Here is a 21,399-nt window from a genome sequence, read left to right on the forward strand (position 1 = left end):
CTGTGGGGGTAATTACTGATTCGTGAGCATAAAATTGATGTTAACGTCCCAGCATTTTATCCCGCAGATGCTTAATGCGATCGCGCAATTTTGCTGCCTCTTCAAATTCCAGTTTCTTCGCAGCTTCTTTCATCTGCGTTTCTAATAGAGTAATCAATTGGGGAATCTGTTCTAATGGCAGTTCATCTAGATGTTCATCTACAACTTTCAAGTCAGTTGCATTCAATCGTCGAGATACATCTAAAAATGACAAAATCGCATTACTCGATTTTTTCACAATCGGTTGTGGTGTAATTCCATGTAGTCGATTATATGCTGTTTGAATCCCACGCCGCCTGTCTGTCTCATCAATGGCTTTAATCATGCTGTCTGTTAAATTATCAGCATACATAATCGCTTGTCCCTGGATGTGACGTGCGGCTCTACCAATAGTTTGAATTAAGGAACGTTCGGCTCGCAAGAAACCTTCTTTATCTGCATCCATAATTGCTACTAAGGAAACTTCGGGTAAATCTAAACCTTCCCGCAGCAAGTTCACTCCAACCAATACATCAAATGTACCTTCGCGCAAGTTCTGCAAAATCTCAATTCGCTCAATTGAATTAATCTCCGAATGTAAATACCGCACTCGAATACTGTGGTCTTGCAAATACTCTGTTAAATCTTCCGCCATGCGCTTAGTTAATGTGGTAATTAAAACTCGCTCATGGAGGTCAACTCTATCTTTAATTTCTCCTAACAAATCATCAATTTGTCCTTCTGTGGGACGTACAGAAATTTCTGGATCAATTACCCCAGTTGGTCGAATCACTTGTTCAACTACATGGTCTTCAGAAACTTCTAATTCCCAATTTCCTGGGGTTGCTGAAACAAAAATACACTGATTCACCTTTTGCCAGAATTCTTCTGCTTTTAAAGGACGGTTATCAGCAGCACTAGGAAGCCGAAATCCATGTTCAATTAAAACTTTTTTTCTAGCTTGGTCGCCGTTATACATGCCGCGAATTTGGGGTACGGTAACGTGAGATTCATCTATAACTAGTAACCAATCTTTGGGAAAATAATCGATTAAACACTCTGGTGGTTCTCCAGCTTGTCTTCCTGCTAAGTGACGGGAATAATTCTCGACACCGTTGCAATAACCTACTTCGCGCAGCATTTCTAGGTCATAACGTGTACGTTGATCTATGCGTTGCGCTTCCAATAATTTGCCAGCTTGTTCTAAGTCTGCTTTTTGCTGTCTTAACTCGGCTGCAATATCATCACAAGCTACTTCTAACCGTTCTTCTGGGGTGACAAAGTGACGTGCAGGGTAAACATTCACCGCTTCTAAACTTTTGAGAATTTCCCCTGTTACCGGATCGATGTAGCGAATCGCGTCAATTTCATCACCAAAAAATTCGACACGAATAATTCGGTCTTCATAAGCTGGGCCAATTTCTAAAACATCACCCCGGACGCGAAATTTTCCCCGACCCATTTCTATGTCATTACGGCTATATTGAACATTTGCCAAATCGCGTAAAATTTGGCGTTGATTTACTTCCATACCTATCTGAAGGGGGATGGCAGCTTTCAGATATTCTGCTGGCATTCCCAAACCGTAAATGCAACTGATGGAAGCAACGACAATGACATCACGGCGTTCAAAAAGCGATCGCGTCGCTGAATGCCGCAACATATCAATTTCATCATTAATCGCCGCCGTTTTTTCAATATAAGTATCGGTAACAGGAATATACGCTTCTGGCTGATAGTAATCGTAATAACTAACGAAATACTCAACTGCATTGTTGGGGAAGAAATCTCGCAACTCGTTACAAAGCTGTGCAGCAAGGGTTTTGTTATGCGCCAGAACTAAAGTAGGCTTGCCAATTTTCTCAATAACTGCCGCTACCGAAAATGTCTTGCCAGTTCCAGTGGCTCCTAGTAAAGTTTGGTAACGATTACCAGATTGGATACTAGCGGTCAGTTGGGCGATCGCTTGTGGTTGATCGCCTGTGGGACTAAAGGGAGCTTGAAGACAAAATTCTGTCATACAGTTTTGTTGAAAATACCCTATCTCACTCATGGTGACGATTTCACCCTGTATCCATTGTAGCGGGGTTCTCAGACTAAAATAAATAGTATTATTTTTTTACAAAAATTAATACTTTCAGTTTACTTATGTATCAGGTTGAAAAATATTTATATCTATATGAGGTTTTTTAAGGTTAAACTCTAAGATATATGGGAAAAAATTTCATCTTTCCTTAATTATTGTAAAATTCAATTAACAAACTAGAGGTGTTCGTTTATGACTATTAGCAACACTGGCAAAGCAATCAGTTCTCGGCAAAAATATGCCAAATCTCCAGGGGAAACTACAGAAGAAGTTAAAAATCAACAAGACCAGAGCTTGAATGGAGATAAACTCGAGCAAGTTATTGAACAGCCAGTGTCGGACGCTTCTGGGACACTCGCCATTTCTGGAGTTCGTCCCATAGGCCCTAGTGACTTAGAAGTTGCTGAAAATCTCTCAATTGCTGGGGTGCGTCCCGTTAGCACCAGTCACTTAGAAGTAGTTGAAACCTATAATGAAATGGGTATTCGTCCAATTGGTGCTAATACATTCCAAGTTGTTGAAAATATTAATCTTTCTGGAATTCGTCCAGTTGGCTCAAGTTCATTGGTAATTGCTGAAAGCTATTCCACATTCGGTAACCGTCCGATAGCATCAAATGAGATTGACAATTCTGAAAACCTGATGGGTTTTCTAGATTAGACAAAAAATATCCCCATAACTTTATAACCCAGTTCTATACAAAAACTGGGTTTTTTTAGTTAAAGAGTTAAAAGTAGATATTACCATATTTGCACTTGTTCTATGTCTTTTAGCATAGGTAATTCAACCGTTTTTGCTTTAATTGACATTCAAACAATAGCCAGGATGCTTACACTAATTACTTTTATCGATTTTTAATTTTTTAATATGCCTTGTGGTGGAAGACTTGAGCAAAAACTTTAAGCTAGTATATAAAGGTAATAACAAAGGATTTCAAAGTTAGTTTACAGCTTTGAAATAAACTTATCATAAAATAAGGAGTACCAAAATGAGCATAGAAGATCGCGCAAAAGCCACTGCTAAGAATGTTGAAGGGAAAGCCCAAGAAGCATTAGGAAATATTACTGGAGATCCAGAAGATCAAGCTGAAGGTAAAGCAAAGCAAGCTGAAAGCGAAGTACGTCACGGGATTGAAGACGTAAAAGATAATGTGAAGAAAAAGGTGGACTAATAACTCATACTTATTTTGCAGGAAATCTAGGGATCTAAGTGAGTAGATTCTATTTTTGCAAAAAAGCATGAAGTGTTCAATATTCAATGCTATACACCTTTATTCTACTATTAGCAAGCTGTGGAAATATAAAGGGATAGTTTAATTAGCACAACTATTGTAGAGACGTAAGAAATTGCGTCTCTACATTAAATTAGATAATAGTTTTATTAATTTAGAAGAATAACTTTTAGAAACTCCAACTTTATAAGTACAAACAATTAAATTAGTTTAAACATACAACTTTTTATATATGTTGTTAAAACTGTTTTTTAAAAGTTAAAAAATGATTATTGTTCAACAAAGTCGCAAAATATTGGCGACTTTTGTTTTAATCGTAGTGTTGATGATAACTACCGCCTGTAGTGGTAGTACTGTGTCACAAGTTGACCGTACAACTACCTCGCCAGCAATTGGCCAAGATGTAACTTATGCAGAGTTAGAGCGAGGCAATAGCCCAGGAGGACAAACCTTTGGTAACTGGGTTGTGCAAACATCTAAAGGATTAGTTCAGGACGCTTACGTCCGTGATAACAACAAATTAGGTGTTGTCATTTCCCCTAAAGTTCGTCCTAACGAAGTACGACCATTAGCAAAATCCCTAGTTCAAGGTTTTCATAAAAACTTCCCTAATCAAGACTTAAAAGTTTTGATTTATGCGTTTGATAAAAAATTGATTTTGACTACTGAATATGACACTCAGACTAATCAAGTTAAGTATACCTAATTGCGTAATTTGCAATAAAAGCTTGAAAATAGTCTGATGAATTGGCATTTAAAATTATGGTTTTAAGATGCTAGACATTAAAAAAATTTGACGTAAAAAAGTAATGCGTGCCCCTACCGCGTGGTCTATTTAACTGAAAATTGCTGTAAATGACCCAAATAAGCGATCGCTCCACCAATGTCTACTCTTTGAATGTCTACCAAGGGCGTAGCTGCGGCAACTTTGCTCAATCTGAAGATTATTTAAAATATCATGAAATTGTAGTATTATAGCACGGGCATTAACTATCTTCAGCTACATCTGATTGTTAGCGCTCTTAAATTCACAATCCATGAGAATATACCGTGAGCCTAACTATTTATTTCTTCCGTCACGGACAGACAAAATGCAGTCGCAATAATTCCTTTTGTGGTTCCATAGACTCAGAACTTACCCCAGAAGGCTTGGAGATGGCAAAGGCTTTTGCAGACGCATATAGTTTTATGGATTGGACAGCAATATTTTCTAGTCCAATGCGGCGAACTGTATTGACAGCAAAACCCTTATGTGAAGCAATAAGGATGGAACCACAACTTAGGGATGGTTTGAAGGAAATTAACTATGGCTTGTGGGAAGGAAAAACGCCAGAAGTAATTAGCCGTGAATATCACGATGATTATATTCGTTGGTCAGCCGATCCAGCTTGGTATGCGCCAAATGGTGGAGAAATGGCAGTTACAATTGCTTCTCGCGCCATACAGGTAATTGAAGAAATCAAGCAAAATTATACTAGTGGCAATGTTTTAGTTGTTTCACACAAGGCAACCATCAGAATTATTCTGTGTAGTTTACTGGGGATTGATGTGGGACGCTTCCGTTTTCGTTTGGGATGCCCTGTTGCTTCGGTTAGTATTGTAGAATTTACTTCGCATGGGCCGCTGTTAAAAGCTTTGGCAGACCGTACTCATTTGAATGAGCGGTTGCGAAATTTACCAGGAACGTGAGGGAGTTAGGAGAGACGCTACTCGTCGCGTCTGTACAGGAGTTAGGAGTTATTATTTTTCCCTTGCTCTCCCTGATTATTATTTATTGAGTATTTGTTAGTTCCTGAATCAAATGTTCAGGCGTCATAATTATAGGAGTAGCAACTAGAAAATCTCCAGGGTTGCGAGTAATAATAGCATCTAAGTGATTGAATACCGCAGTGCTGTATTGAATAGCGTCTTCAAAATCTCTAAAGTTGAGGTTTAGTGCCATGTTGATTGTGGTACTGTCTACAGTAGCGACACGGCAGAAGTTGACCAACTGCAAAAGTTGAGGCGGAAATATAACCTTCTACCTGTCCTTGCTCAACTAGCACCAACACTTGTTCGCTTGCCTCTAGGAAAGGTTCACGTTCAAAGGCATCATCTACAATGATGTTGGTGTCTAACAAGATTTTCAAAGATTATGTTTCTCCTTTAAAGCTTCCCATCGGGCTTGGTCTGGGTCAAAGTCTGGTGGTGTGGGTGGGGCATTTTCAAATAAACCTTCAAATGCTTTAACTTTAGACTTTCTCTTCGGCTTTTCTGGCTGTGACTCAGTAGAAGTTTTTAAGGATGGAACTGGCTGCAAAATAATGACTTCCACTTTACCAGGAGCAACATTTAGAGGTTCGTCAATAATTAAATGACCTGATTCATCAATTGTGGCGTTTAGCTTATAGGCTTGCATACTTCTGCTCCTTTTTGTTTCTAGGATAGAATACTGCTGCTGTAAAAGGCGCGTAGGTGTAGCTCGCACTTCGGCGTTGCAGTTCGACTGCGCTCACCGTAAACTCAGTGACCATCGTAGACATCGCAGTTATAAGTGAATATCTTGTCGTCACCAACATTACAAGATTAAGCCTTAAGGTTACGACATTAAGGCTTAAGGTTACGAGATTAAGCCTTAACGTTACAACATTAATCACCAGCATTACAAGATTAAGGCTTAAGGTTACGACATTAAGCCTTAATATTACAACTTTTTGACAAAAGCTTATGCGATCGCTCTTTAGGGTAGTGCGCTGCGTGCGATCGCTAGCAATGCTTAAATAAAACTTATGAATGATTCGATGTTGGCAAAAAATCTTGCACCTAGCGACCTGGAAATTGTATCTTCGCAAAACAGGCCAACAGAAAGAAAATCCTTTCTCCCAATTACAAATTACGAATTATTCTTTCGTGCTGTCCAAATTGCCTCCCCCACCTCTCCAGCGCACTCCTCACACTTTCAGACAAAACCCAATTCAATGTTCTGGTAGCTAAAGTTACTCAGACTTTTGCTGCATCTGCTTGCTTATGTTGTTAAACAGCTTGACAACTACACCCAGCAGGGCGCAGATAGTAGTGAGCGTACAATTACCCCAAAACAATTCTCTTTCGCTTCTGCAACTCCCGCTGCAAGATGTCCAACCATCTTCACCCAAAATGCCACTAACATCTTCTTCACCACCGCAATTTCCGCCTGCATTCAAACTACTCCAACCCGATCAACCACTACCTACACCAGATGAACTACTCGCCGAGAGATCACAAATCTTTACTGTTAAACAGTTTGAAGTCATTGGTAGTACAGTATTCAGCCGATAAAAGTTGACTGAGGTAGTAATCAACAGCCACTCTAGAGCGATAATTTACTCAAATTATCACCAAGTTATTTCATGCTGCCAGTTATTGAAAGCATTGTATTACGTCAAATGGCTTCGGGCGATCGCGTGGAAACATTGTCTGTATTTGCGGATCAATTGTACTGCTGCGGCAAAATGCTTGATATCTACAATCCACGTTCATCTTCCGCAGTGTGCATAAATTGATTTCACTTACCCCTAAATAAGAAGTAAAAGCAAGGCTTATATCCTCGCTAGTTCAAAACCCCGACTTTATTGAGGTGATTTATGCCTATTATGGTGATGACCACACAATCAAAATTTTGTAAAGTCTGCCGGGGGAAGCTTCCTGCGGCAAGCTTTACGTCAATGCGTAAGTTCTAAGAACGACATTAGTTTAACTAACTTCTCCAAGAGCCATTCAATGATTGAATAGTTCTTGGAGAAAGGATTGCGGGAAATTTGCTTGAGAAACTGGTCATTTGAATCAGCTTTTGCGATCGTACTAACTTAATTGAGAGGATTTTGCTCATGCCTAGACTAAGCGTTCCACCTAATTTCATCGGCACTGGGGGTGCGGATACTTTAATCGGAGAACAGTTAAATGCATCACCCGCAATTGGTATTGATATTTTAACTGGAGGTTACATTCGTACACTTTCAGGAATAGACACGATCACTGGCATCGCTACTGGCAATAACGGCCCTGAACAGAGCAGCGACGGTGCTTCTGGGACAGGCATCGCTAACAGTGGCGCTATTGATGCAGGTTTGGGAAACGACGCGATCGCTGGCACAGGCAACGGCGGCAGTGGCAGTGGCGGCCTCAACGACAGCGGCAATGGTGGTACTGGGACTGGCATCGCTAACAGTGGCGGTATTAATGCAGGTTCGGGAAACGACACGATCACCGGCACCGCTACTGGCGGCGGCGGTGGTGGGGGTTCCCAGGGCGGCGATGGTGGTACTGGAATCGGCATCGCTAACAGTGGCACTATTAATGCAGGAGATGGAAACGATGCGATCGCCGGCACCGCTACTGGCGGCACAGGTGGTGGGGGTTACGTGGGCGGCAATGGTGGTACTGGGACAGGCATCACCAATAATGGCAGTATTAATACAGGCTCAGGAAAAGACACGATCACTGGTACAGGGAAGGGCGGCGACGGCGGCAGAGACGGCGGCGGTAGCGGTACTGGAACTGGTATCACTAACAGTAAGCAACTAGATACCGGAGACGGAGAAGACACGATCACTGGCACAGGTACTGGCGGTAGCGGCGCCGCCGGCAACGGCGGCAGAAATGGCGCTACTGGAATTGGTATCGCTAACAGTGGCAGTATTAATACAGGCTCAGGAAAAGACACGATCACTGGCACAGGTACTGGCGGCAACGGCGGCGAGGGGTTTTTCAAAGGCGGTGATGGCGGTACTGGAACTGGTATTACTAACAGTAAGAAACTGGATACCGGAGACGGAGAAGACACGATCACTGGCACAGGTACTGGCGGCAACGGTGGCAAAAAGGACAACATAGACCAAGACGGCAATGGTGCCAACGGTGGTACTGGGACAGGCATCACCAATAGTGGCAGTTTGAATACAGGGGACGCAAACGACACGATCACCGGCACAGGGAACGGCGGCAACAGTGGCACCAGTACTGGCGGCATCGGCAATGGCGGTAATGGAATCGGCATCCAAAACACTAAAGACGCCACCATTACTACAGGGTATGGCAACGACACGATTATCGGTTATGGGAACAGTTCAGGAAAAAATGCCACCAGCTATGGCATTTTCAACGATGGAGTCATTGATACGGGCAATGGTTCTGACAAACTTACCGGACAGGCTACAGCAGCAATTGGTGGTACTGCCTATGGCATTTATGGACAAGGAATCATCAAGACTGGCGATGGGAATGACTCTGTTATCGCCACCAGTATCCTAGATGGAGTTCAACAAAAAGTCTCTATCGGTGGCGGGATCAAGATTGATCTGGGCACTGGGAATGACTACTTCAAAGGATTTGGGGCAGCGAGTGTTGATGGTGGTAAAGGTTTTGACACCCTGGATTTGGGCGCTTTCAATCGCTCCCAAGTGATTGTATCTGGTGTTATTTCTGGCAATACCCTTGAAAGTGCCAATATCAGTTTCAACAACAATGGAAATACCATTAGTTTCTCTACGACTGGCTTTGAGAAATTTATCTTTGCAGATAGCTCTTTCTACTACAGCACTTTGGCAAATGGGGCGTGAGTTTGTTAATGGGACTTAGACAAAAAATACCCAAAAAATCGCCTCAAATTTATATACAGAAAGACTTTGACATCGTTAGGCTTAGTTGATTGATATATCTGGGTTTGGGCTATTTTTGAGCATTTGGTGTATTTCCCTTACCCTGCAAGGGTTTGAGGCTTGTTTCTCTCGAAAAAATGTTTAAGTCCCGTTAATTCCTTTATAGCGGTTCTCGTTTGTATGCAATACACTTAGACCTCTCTCCTAAAAGGAGAGAGGCTTTGAGTCTTACCCCCCTTCTCTTGTAGGGAAGGGGCTGGGGGTTAGGTCTGTATTGGACTCAACCCAGAAGCGCTATATCTCGTGTTTTAACCCATGAGTGTTTAATTGAGTTTACGTTTCCCTCCAGTTAAGTTGATCCGAACTTTCTGACTTTTTGCTTCGCTTGTCGCTCTTTATGTCTCAATTTCTCTTGTTTGACTAACAAAAGAAATTGAGCATAGCTAATTCCCAATATTTGTTTAGTACGGTGGGGATATTTGTAAATATAGGGTGGGTTACACCTTCGTCGTAACCCACCATTGCTATCAAACACTGTCAGCATAGATAATTTGGTGCGTTAGCCTACCCTTCTCCTGACGAAAATGCTATGCGTAGCTTGCTTAAGAGCAGGGGTGCGGGAACGCTAAAAGCGAACGGCATAACACACCGTACAAAGATACTTGGTATGATTTGGGTTTACGTGGCTTTTAATTCGGTACAGATACAGCCATAATTTACTCAAATTACCACTGAATTCTCTTATGCTGCCAGTTATTGAAAGTATTGTATTACGTCAAATGGCTTCGGGCGATCGCCTCTACTTACAACTATACAAATTCATCGGCGCACAGCCTGGTAAAAAGGTTTACATTCAATCTAATCTGCACGGTGCAGAAATTGCTGGTAATGCCGTTATTCACCAGCTAATTGAGTTTTTATTAACAATAAATGACACAGATTTAACTGGAGAAATTTGGCTAGTTCCCGTTTGTAATCCAATGGGGACAAATGAACGCGCTCATCATTTTTCCCCTGGACGATATTGCGTTTACGAAGCCAAAGATTGGAATCGGATATTTTGGGATTACGAGAAAGAAGCTGATAATTTAGTAGCTTTTACGAAATCTCAAATTCATATTAATGTAGAGGTTGTTCGACAAAATTATCTAACTATAATTAAGCAACAATTCCTGAAAATTTTAGAGAAAATTAATTCTCCTAGTGCTGTGCCCTACACTGAGCTTTTTGCCTACAAACTACAAAATCTCAGTTTAGATGCAGACTACTTAATTGATTTACATAGTTCTAGCAATCAAGCATTAGACTATATTTATTACTTCCGAAATAGAGAAGACAGTGCAAAATACTTCGGGTTTGATTTTGGAATCTTACTTGATAAATACGATGGTGATGCTTTTGATGAAGCTTTTATCAAACCTTGGTTAGCATTGGAAGCTTGTTTTAAAGAGTTGGGTAGAGAAATCAAGTTTGATGTGGAAGCTTGGACACTGGAATTAGGAACAGGAATGCAAATGAACCCTGATTCAGTTGCTAAAGGTGTACGAGGTGTGAAAAACTATTTAGTGCAAAAAGGTGTACTGCAAATTCCTGATTTATCAGATGGCAAAAAAACCCATGAAATGAGTTTTGCATCCAATAGCAACAGGAAAAAATATTATGCGCTCGCAGGTGGCATGATTCAATCCAGAATAAAATTAGGTAGTTCAGTAAAAGTTGGAGAAAAACTGTATCAAATTCTCAGTTTTAATAAAGAAGGTAAGTTACCCAGTGTAATTGATGTCTGCGCTCAACAAGATGGATTAGTTTATGATGTTGCAACTAATCAGGCTGTGAATGAAGGGGAATTTGTATTGGGAGTTATTAGTTAAAAGAGACGCGATTAATCGCGTCTGTACAGGAGTTCTGAGTTTTTTAACTCCTTACTCTTAACTAAATTTAGTCTCCCAAATAAATACCCATACCACGGGCGGTTTTAACTAAAGTACCATTGGGATCGACAGCGCTATATTGAGCGATCGCTTCTGTAATTGGTACACTTAATACTTGGCGATTTTGCCAAGTCACCATGCGATCGTATTTACCCTCGGCAATTAGATTAACCGCCGCAACGCCAAAAACAGTTGCAACTAATCTATCTAATGGTGAAGCAGTTCCACCCCGTTGAATGTGGCCTAAAACTGTGACTCGCGTTTCTACACCAATGCACTGGATAATTTTATCTGCTAAATATTCACCAATTCCACCGTATCGAGATTGACCTAAGCGATTTGTAATCGTCACATTTTCCCCATCTTGGGTACGAACCGCTTCCGAAACAATAATCAAACAATAGTTTTTGCCTTTATCTTGGCGTTCTTTGATTTTGTGGCAAATGTGGTCAACTGTGTAAGGGATTTCGGGAATTAAAATTACATTTGCTCCCCCCGCAATTCCCGCAGCTATTGCTATGTGTCCGGCATCACGCCCCATTACTTCCAAAATCATGACTCGACTATGACTTGCAGCAGTAAAATGTAACCGATCTAGTGCTTCTGTGGCAATATTGACTGCTGTATCAAAACCAATGGCATGTTCAGTAACGCCAATATCGTTATCAATTGTTTTAGGAATACCAACTAAATTAATCCCGCCTTGTTGGGCGAGGCGACGCAGAATTGCCAAGCTACCATCGCCACCAATCCCAATCAAAGCGTCTAAACCTAGTTGATGATAACCTGCAATAATTTCTTCGGAGCGATCGCATAAACTTCCATCCGCCATTGGAAAAGCAAAAGGGTCGCCTTTATTGGTTGTGCCCAACATTGTGCCACCCGCAGTTAACAGCGAGTCAACTTGATCAATTTCCAGCTTTGTGAATTGTGGCGGACGCGCCATTAATCCTAGAGTCGCTTGACGAATTCCCAAAACCTCCCAGCTGTAGGTATTCACAGCACAATTTACTACAGCCCTAATTACAGCATTTAAGCCAGAACAATCACCTCCACTGGTAAGAATTCCTATGCGTTTGCGTTCTCCCATATCTTTTATTGACATTTTGATCCAAATATATTGAGTAGTCGATGAAACTTAAACCAAAGTTAGCAGCAGATTAAACCTAAGCAAAAGTCCTCCCTGTAAATGCCAGAGTAATTTTATGTTTGTTTTGTGTCTAAAAACAAAACAAAGTTATCTTAGCTGTAAAATATAAGTGTAGAGCCAGTAGTAGATTAAACCTCGGCAAAAACAATCCCTAAAAATGCCAGGGTGATTTTATGTTTGTTTTGTGTCTCAGAAAAAATCAAGTTATCCCAGCTGTAAAATATGAGGGTGGAGCTAAAGGTGCCTAGTATTGATAATTACAACTTCTCCTTTTCAGGAGAAGTAACAATCCCCCAGGCTCCTCCTGAATTCAAATCTGGTTTTATCGGTATTATTGGTCGTCCAAATGTCGGTAAATCTACTTTAATGAATCAATTGGTAGGACAAAAAATAGCCATTACATCACCAGTAGCGCAAACAACACGTAACCGTTTGCGCGGTATATTAACTACACCAGAGGCGCAGTTAATATTTGTAGATACGCCAGGAATTCACAAGCCCCATCATCAATTGGGCGAAGTCTTGGTGCAAAATGCTAAAATTGCGATTGAATCGGTAGATGTAGTGCTGTTTGTGGTAGATGGAGCGGTGGCATGTGGTGCAGGCGATCACTATATTGCCGATTTGCTCAGTCGCAGCAAAACACCGGTGATTATTGGTGCGAACAAAATCGACCAACAATCGGTCGATTCTCAGTTTATAGATGATAGTTACGCCCAGATAGGCAAGTCCCATGAATGGGAAATCGTGAAATTTTCTGCCAAGACTAGTGCAGGATTACCGCAACTTCAACAATTATTAATTGAACATTTAGAAATTGGGCCATTATATTATCCCCCAGACTTGGTAACTGACCAGCCAGAGCGCTTTATTATGAGTGAATTAATCCGAGAACAAATTTTATTATTGACTCGTGAAGAAGTACCCCATTCAGTAGCGATCGCCATTGACCTAGTAGAAGAAACTCCCAGTATTACTCGTGTACTTGCTACCATCAACGTCGAGCGCGATTCCCAAAAAGGCATACTCATAGGCAAAGGCGGAGCAATGCTCAAAGCAATTGGTAGTGAAGCTCGCGAACAAATCCAAAAGTTAATCGCTGGTAAAGTTTACCTAGAATTGTTTGTGAAAGTCCAGCCAAAATGGCGACAGTCGCGGGTGAGTTTAGCAGAGTTAGGCTATCGCGTGGAAGAATAATAATTGGTCATTTGTCATTGGTCATTAGTCATTGGCAACCAAAAAACAAAGAACAAAGCGCAAAGTCTGAGCGGAGGTTTCCTCCGATCAGAACTTTGTAAGAGAGGACAAAGCGCAAAGTCGAGCCAGTCCGTTGGTGGGGTTCCCCCACTTAAAGGAACTGGTGTTGAGCGGAGGTTTCCTCCGATCATAACTTTGTAAGAGAGGACAAATGACTCTTAATTAAGAAAAATGTCTTTAGATACTCGCTATCCCTTAAATTTACCAGTCAATGCTCCGCCGTTGCGCGTGTTAATTGTCGAAGATGATCCGATGATGCAATTGGGATTAGAGCAATCGTTAATGGCTCATCCTCAGTTGGAAATAGTTGGACAAGCAGAAGATGGTTATTTGGGAGTCCAAGCCGCACTGCAACTGAAACCTGATTTGGTGGTTATGGATATTGGATTGCCGCGATTGGATGGCATTGCAGCGACACAGCAAATTAAGGCGGCATTGCCAGCAATTCATGTGGTGATGCTGACATCTCATCAAACGGAGACAGAAATTATTGCTGCATTGTCTAGCGGTGCAGATGCATATTGCATCAAAGGTGCAAGTGTGGAACGATTGTTAAGTGCGATCGCAGCCGCAGTTGATGGTGCAGCTTATCTCGATCCCCAAATTGCGCGGCGAGTAATTGATAATCTCAAACCGCCCTCACCTACCAGCAATAACGCCAACTTATCTGGGCGCGAGTTAGAAGTGTTGAAACTTATGGTAGACGGGTTGAGTAACCCAGAGATTGCTGAAAAACTCTATCTCAGTCCCAACACTATTAAAACTCACGTCCGAGGGATAATGAATAAATTAGCAGTGGACGATCGCGTGCAAGCAGCAGTTGTAGCACTGCGTTCTGGGTTGGTTTAAGCCGCGATTTAGGTAATCTAGGAATCATCCCATTTACAAGTAGAGGCGTACATATATATGCACGCCTCTCTAGCCGATTCATTTGTTGCCAAGATTTTTGAAAAATAGTCTACCTCAATGCATTTTAGTTAAAAGAGTTTGAGAACTCATTAGGGTCTAGATTAGCAGGAAATAAAAAAATTTCCTTGCCTTCTAGCTTTGCCTTCTGGTGAAGCAAAATTGCCTTTTCCAAATAACAATATTTAATTGGAACCCACTCATCGCTATAAAAGTAGACAGTCACTCGGCTCATTGCATACTCTTTTAACCGCACTGGAACGTACCAGGACGAGTTCACAATTTGAACCTTACCTGTTGAGTCCATGCTTTGAACCTCAATTACTAAGTATATTTACTCTTATTGATCACTGTCACTACTTTCACTCATCCAGGTGACTTTTAGTAACTATCATAAGTAATAAGCCAATGAGCCTTTAAGTTAGATATTTAGGTAGAAGTTCAGGAGTCAACGAGTTTTTAGTTGGGATTAAGCCTTAGTAGTTGGTAAAGAATTTTTGGGCAAAGTTTGACAGGTTGTCTTTTGACACAACTATTCTTTTAAAATTATCGTTCCTAAATACTGGTGGAAAAATAGCATCAAAAATCTTGGAATTTTCCTTTAATTGCCTTTCCCCAGTCAACCTGGTCTACTTCGCTTACTCTTTAGAAACTCTATGTTCCACTTTACCTTAGAGAAGAATTTGGGATGGCTATTACTAATTTCGGTTCTGATTGCTACACCAGTTAATGCCCACACCGAAAAGGTGTCAAAAGACGTAGGCGGGATGCTGCATATTGAACCCAATGACAATCCTCAAGCTGGCAAAACCGCTCATGCTTGGATTGTCCTCACCCGTAAAGGCGGGCGACTAATCCCCCTGACACAATGTAACTGTCAGTTGGCTGTCTACCCTCAACCTCACAGCGAAACTGATACCCCATTACTGAAGCCCAGTTTACATAGTGTATCAACCAAGCAATATAGAAGTATTCCCGGAGCCGACATTGTATTTCCCAAAGTAGGAGCTTATGAATTGGAGTTAAGCGGTACTCCAAAATCTGGAGCTAGTTTCAAGCCCTTTGTGTTGTCTTACACCGTCACTGTCGGCTCATAAAAGCTGAATTGTGCAAAATGTCATGCTGTAGCAAGATCCCGTAGGGTTCAGAAATCGCACTGCGATCGCGTCCATTGCGATAGCGATCGTATAACCTCGTTTTATTAAGAAATCTCTTCTGTCCTTGGAAACCGCCTGTAAAAGTTTGAATGCTGTCGTCTGGCCTGTCTTCTTGAGATTTTAATCATTGTTCACGAGTATCAAAGACTCATTAATGGAGTTCAAAGACTCATTCACGAGTATCAAAGACTCATTAATGGAGTTCAAAGACTCATTCACGAGTATCAAAGACTCATTAATGGAGTTCAAAGACTCATTTACGAGTATCAAAGACTCATTAATGGAGTTCAAAGACTCATTCACGAGTATCAAAGACTCGTTAATGGAGTTCAAAGACTCATTCACGAGTATTAAAGACTCGTTAATGGAGTTCAAAGACTCATTCACGAGTATCTAAGACTCGTTAACGGAGTTCAAAGACTCATTCACGAGTATCAAAGACTCATTAGAATTTACTCAGGACTCAAAACTTACTACTCAGTATAAGCTTTCTTCCCTTCTGGCTTTTGGCTTCTGCCTCCTACCTTCTTGCACTAGTGTTGATGCACTCGTTCCAACAACCATAATGAAGCGACAGTACCCACAAAGTGAGTAGCAATCCCAGTGAAGTTTGCCACAGCCAGAAAAACATCCATTGCTCGAATAAGGTTATAGGGGTTGGTGATTGCCACTCCTGGAGGTTGGGATATAGATTTTGCCACTAACACTAACACGGTTGATCCAGCACCTAAGAGAGTTAATAATATTCCCACTAAACCCGCAATTATCCCCAGTCGGAGCATTTTAGTTGTATCTGCCTTACTAGGATGCAAAGCTGGATTGAGATTTTCTAGAGCTTTGCCTATGCGAGTGTAACGAAAATCCCAATAGAGACTGAATAACAACACTATAATTCCGCATACAGCCCAAAACATGCCAATCCCAAGACCAGTATTCTGTTGCTGAACAAAGCCACGACCAGTCAAGGCAAACAACAAGGCTAAGACACAAACCACTCCAATTGCCAATTGTATCCAGAAAGCAATCCAGCCTGTAAGGCGAATAGTATTACCAATTCCTCGTGTTTCTGGTGCTAGCGAACGCGCTTCTGATTCAGTTTGCATATAAACTCCCCTTGAACCTAATTGCCTTATCCCTCTTATGCCAAGAATATTTCTACGGTTCGCCCTATACGCCCACCCCTAGACATAATCATCTCAACATCATGGGGAATAAATGGGGAGTGGGGAGACAAGGGAACAAGGGGACAAGGGAGAAATAAATAATAAAAACCTATCCCACTATTCTAAAAATCTCTACTTCTTTTCGTAAAATGTGCTTGAAAACCTTGATTTTTCGTTTTTAGTTCTCAATCAGCTTAAGCTTTGTAGCACAAATCTTATTAGTGGGATAGGTTCAAATAAGCAATGCCCAATGCCCCATGCCCAATTCCCAATACCCAAAATTTAAAATCCTGCCAAACGATGTAAAGGTTTCAAACTGAGGGATGATGAGTAATTAGCAATTAAATTGACAAAATCACACTATAAAGAGTGATATTAAGCGATAGATAGCGCTTGTAAAGGACTAACGGTCATGATTAAATCTTGGATGGTGATTGGGGGTGTGGCTTTCTTGGTTGCCTTAGCAGCTAACTTGATTACACCAAGCGATCGCCAATGGTTCAAGCGCTTACAACGACCGAGATGGCTAACTTTTGAGGGTGCGATTCCAATTATCTGGACTGTAATCTTTATTTGCGGTGCTTGGTCAGCTTATATTATTTGGGAAAAAGACCCAGGAAGCACCTCAACCCGGTTAATCATGGGTTTATACTTGCTTTTAGAAATTGTGACCATTGCCTATACGCCTGTAATGTTTAGGCTTCGCAGTCTGAAAGTGGGTACAATTCTTGGCGGCACAGGTTTTCTCATTTGTGTTTTGTTGATACTTGCAGTCTTAGGTTTTTCTGGTTGGGCAGCATTGCTACTAGTTCCTTATTTACTCTGGAGTCCCATTGGGACTTATACCACTTGGCAGATGGCTAGTCTCAATCCTCAAGATGTTTAAGATTCGCACCAGCGAATGATTCAAACTACGCCCTAAATTGTCAAACTTGCAGTGTATGACTTGACAAAATACACAAAACTTGAGTGCATTATGATTCCATCTTGGATAATAATCGGGGCTGTAACTTTGTTCATCGCCCTTGGTAGTTTCTTGATCACGCCGCGCGATGTTAAATGGTTTGCACGGTTAAGTCGTCCTCGCTGGCTAGTTTTTGAGCCGCTGATTCCGCTCATCTGGACTGTGATTTTTATCAGTGGTGTAGCTTCAGCTACTATTGTCTGGGAAAAAAATCCCGGAAGCCTAATTACTTGGCTACTAATGGCTTTGTACCTCTTGGTGGAAATTATCACCGTCGCCTACATACCTATTATGCTGAGGTTTCGCAGTCTCAAAGTTGGGGAAATTCTTGGGCTAATCGGTTTGATTTCAGGCGTTGTCCTGGCAATCTGCGTTTTGCCAATTTCTGGACTAGCGACGCTGTTACTCCTTCCCTATCTAGTTTGGACTCCTATTGGTACTTACACCACCGACGAGTTAAGGGAACTGAATCCTCAAGATGCATAACGCATCTGTGCTAGACGCCCATAACGTGCGGTGACAGGATTGGCTGGATTGGATTGATTATTTAGCCAAGCCCACATTTGATCGCCAATAGAAAAATGCCACCACTCTCTGGGATTGCGTAGAAAGCCGGCTTTTAACATTACATCTCGCAATAGCTGACGGTGAGCATGATACTTTTGCGCTTGTGGGTGGTCACTATTGGCATAATAATCGGGATGCGATCGCTCTGACATTTCATCAATTGGCGAACCCATATTCACTATTTGCCCTGCATCATCTACCAGCGTCACATCTACCGCTGCACCTGTACTGTGAGGAGGGGGAGTTTTTTCATCCAAGCTTGGTACAGCCCAAATTTCATAAACTGCTTCCCAAATCTCTTGGCGCTGGTTTGGTGATAACTCCACCTCAGTCAGTCCCTTGTCCTGTAATGCTTGGACGAAGCTGTAATCTACCATAAACTGCTGGACTGCGATCGGGCGATAGGCATCAAAGATTTGGATACGCCAGTTAGGATGCAAAACATCAAGGTAATTTTGCGCTTGGAGCAAATTTTCAATAACGCTTTGACGGAGATAATAGGGGGAGTGTTTGCCATAGGGCGCACCTAACTTTTCATAAGGATGGGGAGATTCCACGGCAAACAATTCTAAAGGAATCTCCACTAGCGGTTCACCACATTCAAAGATCGGGATTTGACGATAAGGCCTCATCTAGTTAGCCACGCAGGACTTACGAATTTTAACGCAAGCATAGCATTCTTAAGATTAACGTAGAAGAGATCCCCCCAACCCCCTTAAAAAGCAATACGCTTGGGTTAAGAATTTCTTCCTTCTCTTTGCGTCCTTTGCGTCCTTTGCGTCCTTCTCTGCGAGACGCTGCGCGATGGCGGTTCGTTAAAAAAATTGACTTGAAGAAAGAGTTTTAGCCTTAACCCAAGCGTATTGCCTTAAAAAGGGGCTTTCAAGTTCCCCAATTTTTTAAGGCAGGTTAGGAGAGATAGAGGTTTCAAGCTTTGATTGCCCAAGTACAGTTTTGCGTAAAAGCGTAGCGTTTTTAATACAGAGGAACGCATTAATATTGCAGCCGACGCATTGGCATTGCAGAGGAACGCATTGGCATTGTAAGGGGACGCATTAACATTGCAGCCAACGCATTGGCATTGTAAGGGGACGCATTAACATTGCAGCCGACGCATTGGCATTGCAAGCTATTGCCTTTCTTTAATTCGCTACGAATATAATAGACCTCTTGCAAAAATCCCTACCACCCCACCCCCAACCCTTAAGAGCAAGCTCTTAGAGGAGCGTTTGCGTCAGCAAATGCGGGGTAGAATTCTTAATTTTTGATTTATGCAAAAGGTTTAATGAAATGCTCTACTAAGTCTTGATTTTGTTTATAAGATTAGACTCTACCTTAATATTGTGCTGTTTTCTTTGCGTCCTTGCGCTTTGTTTCTTCAAAAATGCTCAATCAAAACCAAACACCCTTATTAGATGCCTTAAAAGCCAATGCAGCAAGACCCCATGCCCCTTTTTATACTCCCGGACATAAACAAGGTGAGGGAATTTCTCAATCCTTGGCTGATTTATTTGGTAAAGCCGTCTTTCGGGCTGATTTAACCGAATTAGCAGATTTAGATAATCTCTTTGCACCCCAAGGCGTTATTCAAGAAGCACAACAACTGGCGGCTGAGGCATTTGGCGCTTTGCAAACATGGTTCCTTGTCAATGGTTCTACCTGTGGTATTGAAGCGGCAATTCTCGCTACCTGTGGCACGGGTGATAAAATCATTCTGCCTCGGAATGTACATTCTTCTGCGATCGCTGGTTTAATTCTCTCTGGTGCAATACCCATTTTTCTCAATCCTGAATACGACCCAGGTTTAGATATTGCTCACAGCATCACGCCCAATGCTGTACAATCTGCACTCCAACAACATCCAGACGCCAAAGCAGTGTTGACAGTTTACCCAACATATTACGGCGTTTGTGGAGATTTGAGTGCGATCGCCAATATTACACATCAATATAATATTCCTCTACTTGTAGATGAAGCACATGGGGCACACTTTGCTTTTCATCCAAAATTACCCACTCCAGCTTTAGCCGCAGGTGCAGATTTAACTGTACAATCCATCCACAAAGTACTCGGTGCAATGACACAAGCATCGATGCTGCACATCCAAGGGAATAGGATAGATGGCGATCGCATCAGTAAAGCTTTGCAACTTGTACAGTCTACCAGTCCTAGTTATTTACTTTTAGCTTCTTTAGATGCAGCCCGTCAGCAAATGGCACTCTACGGAAAAATGTTAATGTCTCGCACTTTGCAACTTGCTGATGAAGCCAGAACAAAAATCAGTCAAATTCCTGGATTATCAGTTTTAGAAATGCCTCAGTTGGGGGGATCTCCTGGCTTTATGGCTTTAGACGAAACGCGACTAACTGTCACTGTTTCTGGTTTAGGTTTAACCGGATTTGAGGTAGATGAAATTCTCGATGAAAAATTTGCTGTTACTGCTGAATTCGCCTCACTGCAACATCTCACCTTTATCATTAGTTTGGGCAACACCTCAGCCGATATTGAGCAATTAGTGCAAGGTTTCACCACTCTTGCCAAAGAATATCACCGAACAAACTTAACTGTTAAAAGCCATCTTTGGCAGCAGCTTTTCACTACACAGTGTCATGCTTTATGTTGTTCTCCCCGTGAAGCCTTTTTTGCTATTAGTGAAATACTACCTTTGACAAAGACCAATAAACGCATCTGTGCCGAAATCGTCTGTCCCTATCCCCCAGGAATTCCTGTGTTAATGCCGGGAGAAGTCATCACCAAACCCGTCCTTGACTATCTGCAACAAATCCAGGCAATGGGAGGATTGATCAGTGGTTGTGCTGATAGTAGTTTACGCACCCTAAAGGTAGTAAAAGAATGACTTATATGGTAAATTTAAGGATAATAATTTGAAACTATTACTCACAATGGTTCCTCGTTTGTCAAACTTACCTAAATAATCCTATCTTAAAAATAAATTTAAATCAATGAAGATAAATTTTTTGTTCGTAGCAGCAGTTGTTCTTTCCTTAGTAAGGTTCTGCTCAATTACCAATTTTGTCAATAAGAAGCAAAGGGGCAAAGGAGAAAAATTCTTTTTGCTCCTCTGCTCTAGCTGTACCTATTGTTGAATTGCTTGATAAAGCAACTTTACAGCAGTTTTCATATATTTGAACCACATCTGTCGTAGGGGCACAGCAATGCTGTGCCCGTAGAGCGTGGTCTATTTACCTGAAAATAGCTGTAAATCCAGATCAACTTTGCTCTCCACCTTCTACAAGAAAGGTCCCTATCCTCCAGGAATTTCCTTGTTAATGCCGGGATAAGTCATTACGAAATCCATTTTTGATTATCTACAACAAATCCAAGCGATGAGGG

Annotated in this window: 20 protein-coding genes; 13 read left to right on the forward strand and 7 right to left on the reverse strand. The window is 41.7% G+C overall.

All coding sequences use genetic code 11. The annotated features are described in order from the left end of the window. Positions 1 to 40 precede the first annotated feature (40 nt). Positions 41 to 2,038: an excinuclease ABC subunit UvrB gene (gene uvrB, locus V7L29_RS33595; RefSeq protein WP_334738205.1), complete on the reverse strand. Its 1,998-nt coding sequence runs from the start codon at positions 2,036 to 2,038 to the stop codon at positions 41 to 43. 258 nt (positions 2,039 to 2,296) lie between these two features. On the opposite strand from uvrB, the gene V7L29_RS33600 reads away from it, so the two are divergent. The 4 genes from V7L29_RS33600 (at position 2,297) to V7L29_RS33615 (ending at position 5,024) form a co-directional block, all read left to right on the forward strand. Beyond that, positions 2,297 to 2,764: a hypothetical protein gene (locus tag V7L29_RS33600; RefSeq protein WP_334688329.1), complete on the forward strand. Its 468-nt coding sequence runs from the start codon at positions 2,297 to 2,299 to the stop codon at positions 2,762 to 2,764. A gap of 328 nt (positions 2,765 to 3,092) precedes the next feature. Next, a complete protein-coding gene (locus V7L29_RS33605; RefSeq protein ID WP_334688328.1) occupies positions 3,093 to 3,275 on the forward strand; it encodes a CsbD family protein in 183 nt (60 codons plus the stop codon). 325 nt (positions 3,276 to 3,600) lie between these two features. After that, entirely contained in the window at positions 3,601 to 4,041 is a 441-nt protein-coding gene (locus V7L29_RS33610; RefSeq protein WP_334738206.1) for a hypothetical protein, read from the forward strand. A gap of 344 nt (positions 4,042 to 4,385) precedes the next feature. Further along, a complete protein-coding gene (locus tag V7L29_RS33615) occupies positions 4,386 to 5,024 on the forward strand; it encodes a histidine phosphatase family protein (RefSeq protein ID WP_334738207.1) in 639 nt (212 codons plus the stop codon). Between the two features lie 82 nt (positions 5,025 to 5,106). Here V7L29_RS33615 and V7L29_RS33620 read toward each other — a convergent pair whose 3' ends face one another. The 3 genes from V7L29_RS33620 to V7L29_RS33630 are packed head-to-tail and all read right to left on the reverse strand — an operon-like array spanning position 5,107 to position 5,733. Next, positions 5,107 to 5,277 (reverse strand): hypothetical protein, encoded by a 171-nt coding sequence (locus V7L29_RS33620; protein WP_334738229.1) that lies wholly within the window; start codon positions 5,275 to 5,277, stop codon positions 5,107 to 5,109. Then, positions 5,255 to 5,464, reverse strand: coding sequence for a type II toxin-antitoxin system VapC family toxin (locus V7L29_RS33625; RefSeq protein WP_334738208.1), 210 nt, complete (start codon positions 5,462 to 5,464; stop codon positions 5,255 to 5,257). The genes V7L29_RS33620 and V7L29_RS33625 overlap by 23 nt, the downstream gene beginning before the upstream one ends. Next, complete coding sequence (locus tag V7L29_RS33630) at positions 5,461 to 5,733, reverse strand: hypothetical protein (protein ID WP_334738209.1); 273 nt, start codon at positions 5,731 to 5,733, stop codon at positions 5,461 to 5,463. The genes V7L29_RS33625 and V7L29_RS33630 overlap by 4 nt, the downstream gene beginning before the upstream one ends. A 656-nt stretch (positions 5,734 to 6,389) precedes the next feature. Here V7L29_RS33630 and V7L29_RS33635 point away from each other — a divergent pair. From V7L29_RS33635 to V7L29_RS33645, 3 genes are all read left to right on the forward strand, one after another. Then, entirely contained in the window at positions 6,390 to 6,632 is a 243-nt protein-coding gene (locus tag V7L29_RS33635) for a hypothetical protein (RefSeq protein WP_334738210.1), read from the forward strand. 548 nt (positions 6,633 to 7,180) lie between these two features. After that, positions 7,181 to 8,911, forward strand: a complete 1,731-nt coding sequence (locus tag V7L29_RS33640) for a hypothetical protein (protein ID WP_334738211.1) — start codon at positions 7,181 to 7,183, stop codon at positions 8,909 to 8,911. A gap of 782 nt (positions 8,912 to 9,693) precedes the next feature. Next, complete coding sequence (locus V7L29_RS33645) at positions 9,694 to 10,821, forward strand: succinylglutamate desuccinylase/aspartoacylase family protein (RefSeq protein ID WP_334738212.1); 1,128 nt, start codon at positions 9,694 to 9,696, stop codon at positions 10,819 to 10,821. Positions 10,822 to 10,888: 67 nt separating this feature from the next. On the opposite strand, the gene V7L29_RS33650 is transcribed toward V7L29_RS33645, so the two are convergent. Continuing rightward, positions 10,889 to 11,971 carry an ATP-dependent 6-phosphofructokinase gene (locus V7L29_RS33650; protein WP_334688413.1) on the reverse strand — a complete coding sequence of 361 codons (1,083 nt, stop codon included), beginning with the start codon at positions 11,969 to 11,971 and terminating at the stop codon, positions 10,889 to 10,891. A gap of 282 nt (positions 11,972 to 12,253) precedes the next feature. Here V7L29_RS33650 and era point away from each other — a divergent pair, with 282 nt between their 5' ends. The 3 genes from era (at position 12,254) to V7L29_RS33665 (ending at position 15,291) form a co-directional block, all read left to right on the forward strand. Beyond that, complete coding sequence (gene era, locus V7L29_RS33655; RefSeq protein WP_334738213.1) at positions 12,254 to 13,228, forward strand: GTPase Era; 975 nt, start codon at positions 12,254 to 12,256, stop codon at positions 13,226 to 13,228. 231 nt (positions 13,229 to 13,459) lie between these two features. Continuing rightward, a complete protein-coding gene (locus tag V7L29_RS33660) occupies positions 13,460 to 14,137 on the forward strand; it encodes a response regulator transcription factor (protein ID WP_334738214.1) in 678 nt (225 codons plus the stop codon). 713 nt (positions 14,138 to 14,850) lie between these two features. Continuing rightward, positions 14,851 to 15,291, forward strand: a complete 441-nt coding sequence (locus V7L29_RS33665) for a hypothetical protein (RefSeq protein ID WP_334692417.1) — start codon at positions 14,851 to 14,853, stop codon at positions 15,289 to 15,291. Between the two features lie 593 nt (positions 15,292 to 15,884). Here the strand turns inward: V7L29_RS33665 and V7L29_RS33670 are convergent. After that, positions 15,885 to 16,454, reverse strand: a complete 570-nt coding sequence (locus V7L29_RS33670; RefSeq protein WP_334692416.1) for a DUF3611 family protein — start codon at positions 16,452 to 16,454, stop codon at positions 15,885 to 15,887. Positions 16,455 to 16,926: 472 nt separating this feature from the next. Between V7L29_RS33670 and V7L29_RS33675 the strand changes: the two genes are divergently transcribed. Then, positions 16,927 to 17,400 carry a TspO/MBR family protein gene (locus V7L29_RS33675; protein ID WP_334692415.1) on the forward strand — a complete coding sequence of 158 codons (474 nt, stop codon included), beginning with the start codon at positions 16,927 to 16,929 and terminating at the stop codon, positions 17,398 to 17,400. 90 nt (positions 17,401 to 17,490) lie between these two features. Further along, positions 17,491 to 17,964 (forward strand): TspO/MBR family protein, encoded by a 474-nt coding sequence (locus V7L29_RS33680; RefSeq protein ID WP_334738215.1) that lies wholly within the window; start codon positions 17,491 to 17,493, stop codon positions 17,962 to 17,964. Here the strand turns inward: V7L29_RS33680 and V7L29_RS33685 are convergent. Continuing rightward, positions 17,952 to 18,677: a M15 family metallopeptidase gene (locus V7L29_RS33685; RefSeq protein ID WP_334738216.1), complete on the reverse strand. Its 726-nt coding sequence runs from the start codon at positions 18,675 to 18,677 to the stop codon at positions 17,952 to 17,954. The genes V7L29_RS33680 and V7L29_RS33685 overlap by 13 nt on opposite strands. Positions 18,678 to 19,429: 752 nt before the next feature. Between V7L29_RS33685 and V7L29_RS33690 the strand changes: the two genes are divergently transcribed. Further along, entirely contained in the window at positions 19,430 to 20,902 is a 1,473-nt protein-coding gene (locus V7L29_RS33690) for an aminotransferase class I/II-fold pyridoxal phosphate-dependent enzyme (RefSeq protein WP_334738217.1), read from the forward strand. Positions 20,903 to 21,399: the final 497 nt, after the last annotated feature.

It is taken from the genome of Nostoc sp., assembly GCF_036916575.1.
GTDB lineage: Bacteria > Cyanobacteriota > Cyanobacteriia > Cyanobacteriales > Nostocaceae > Nostoc.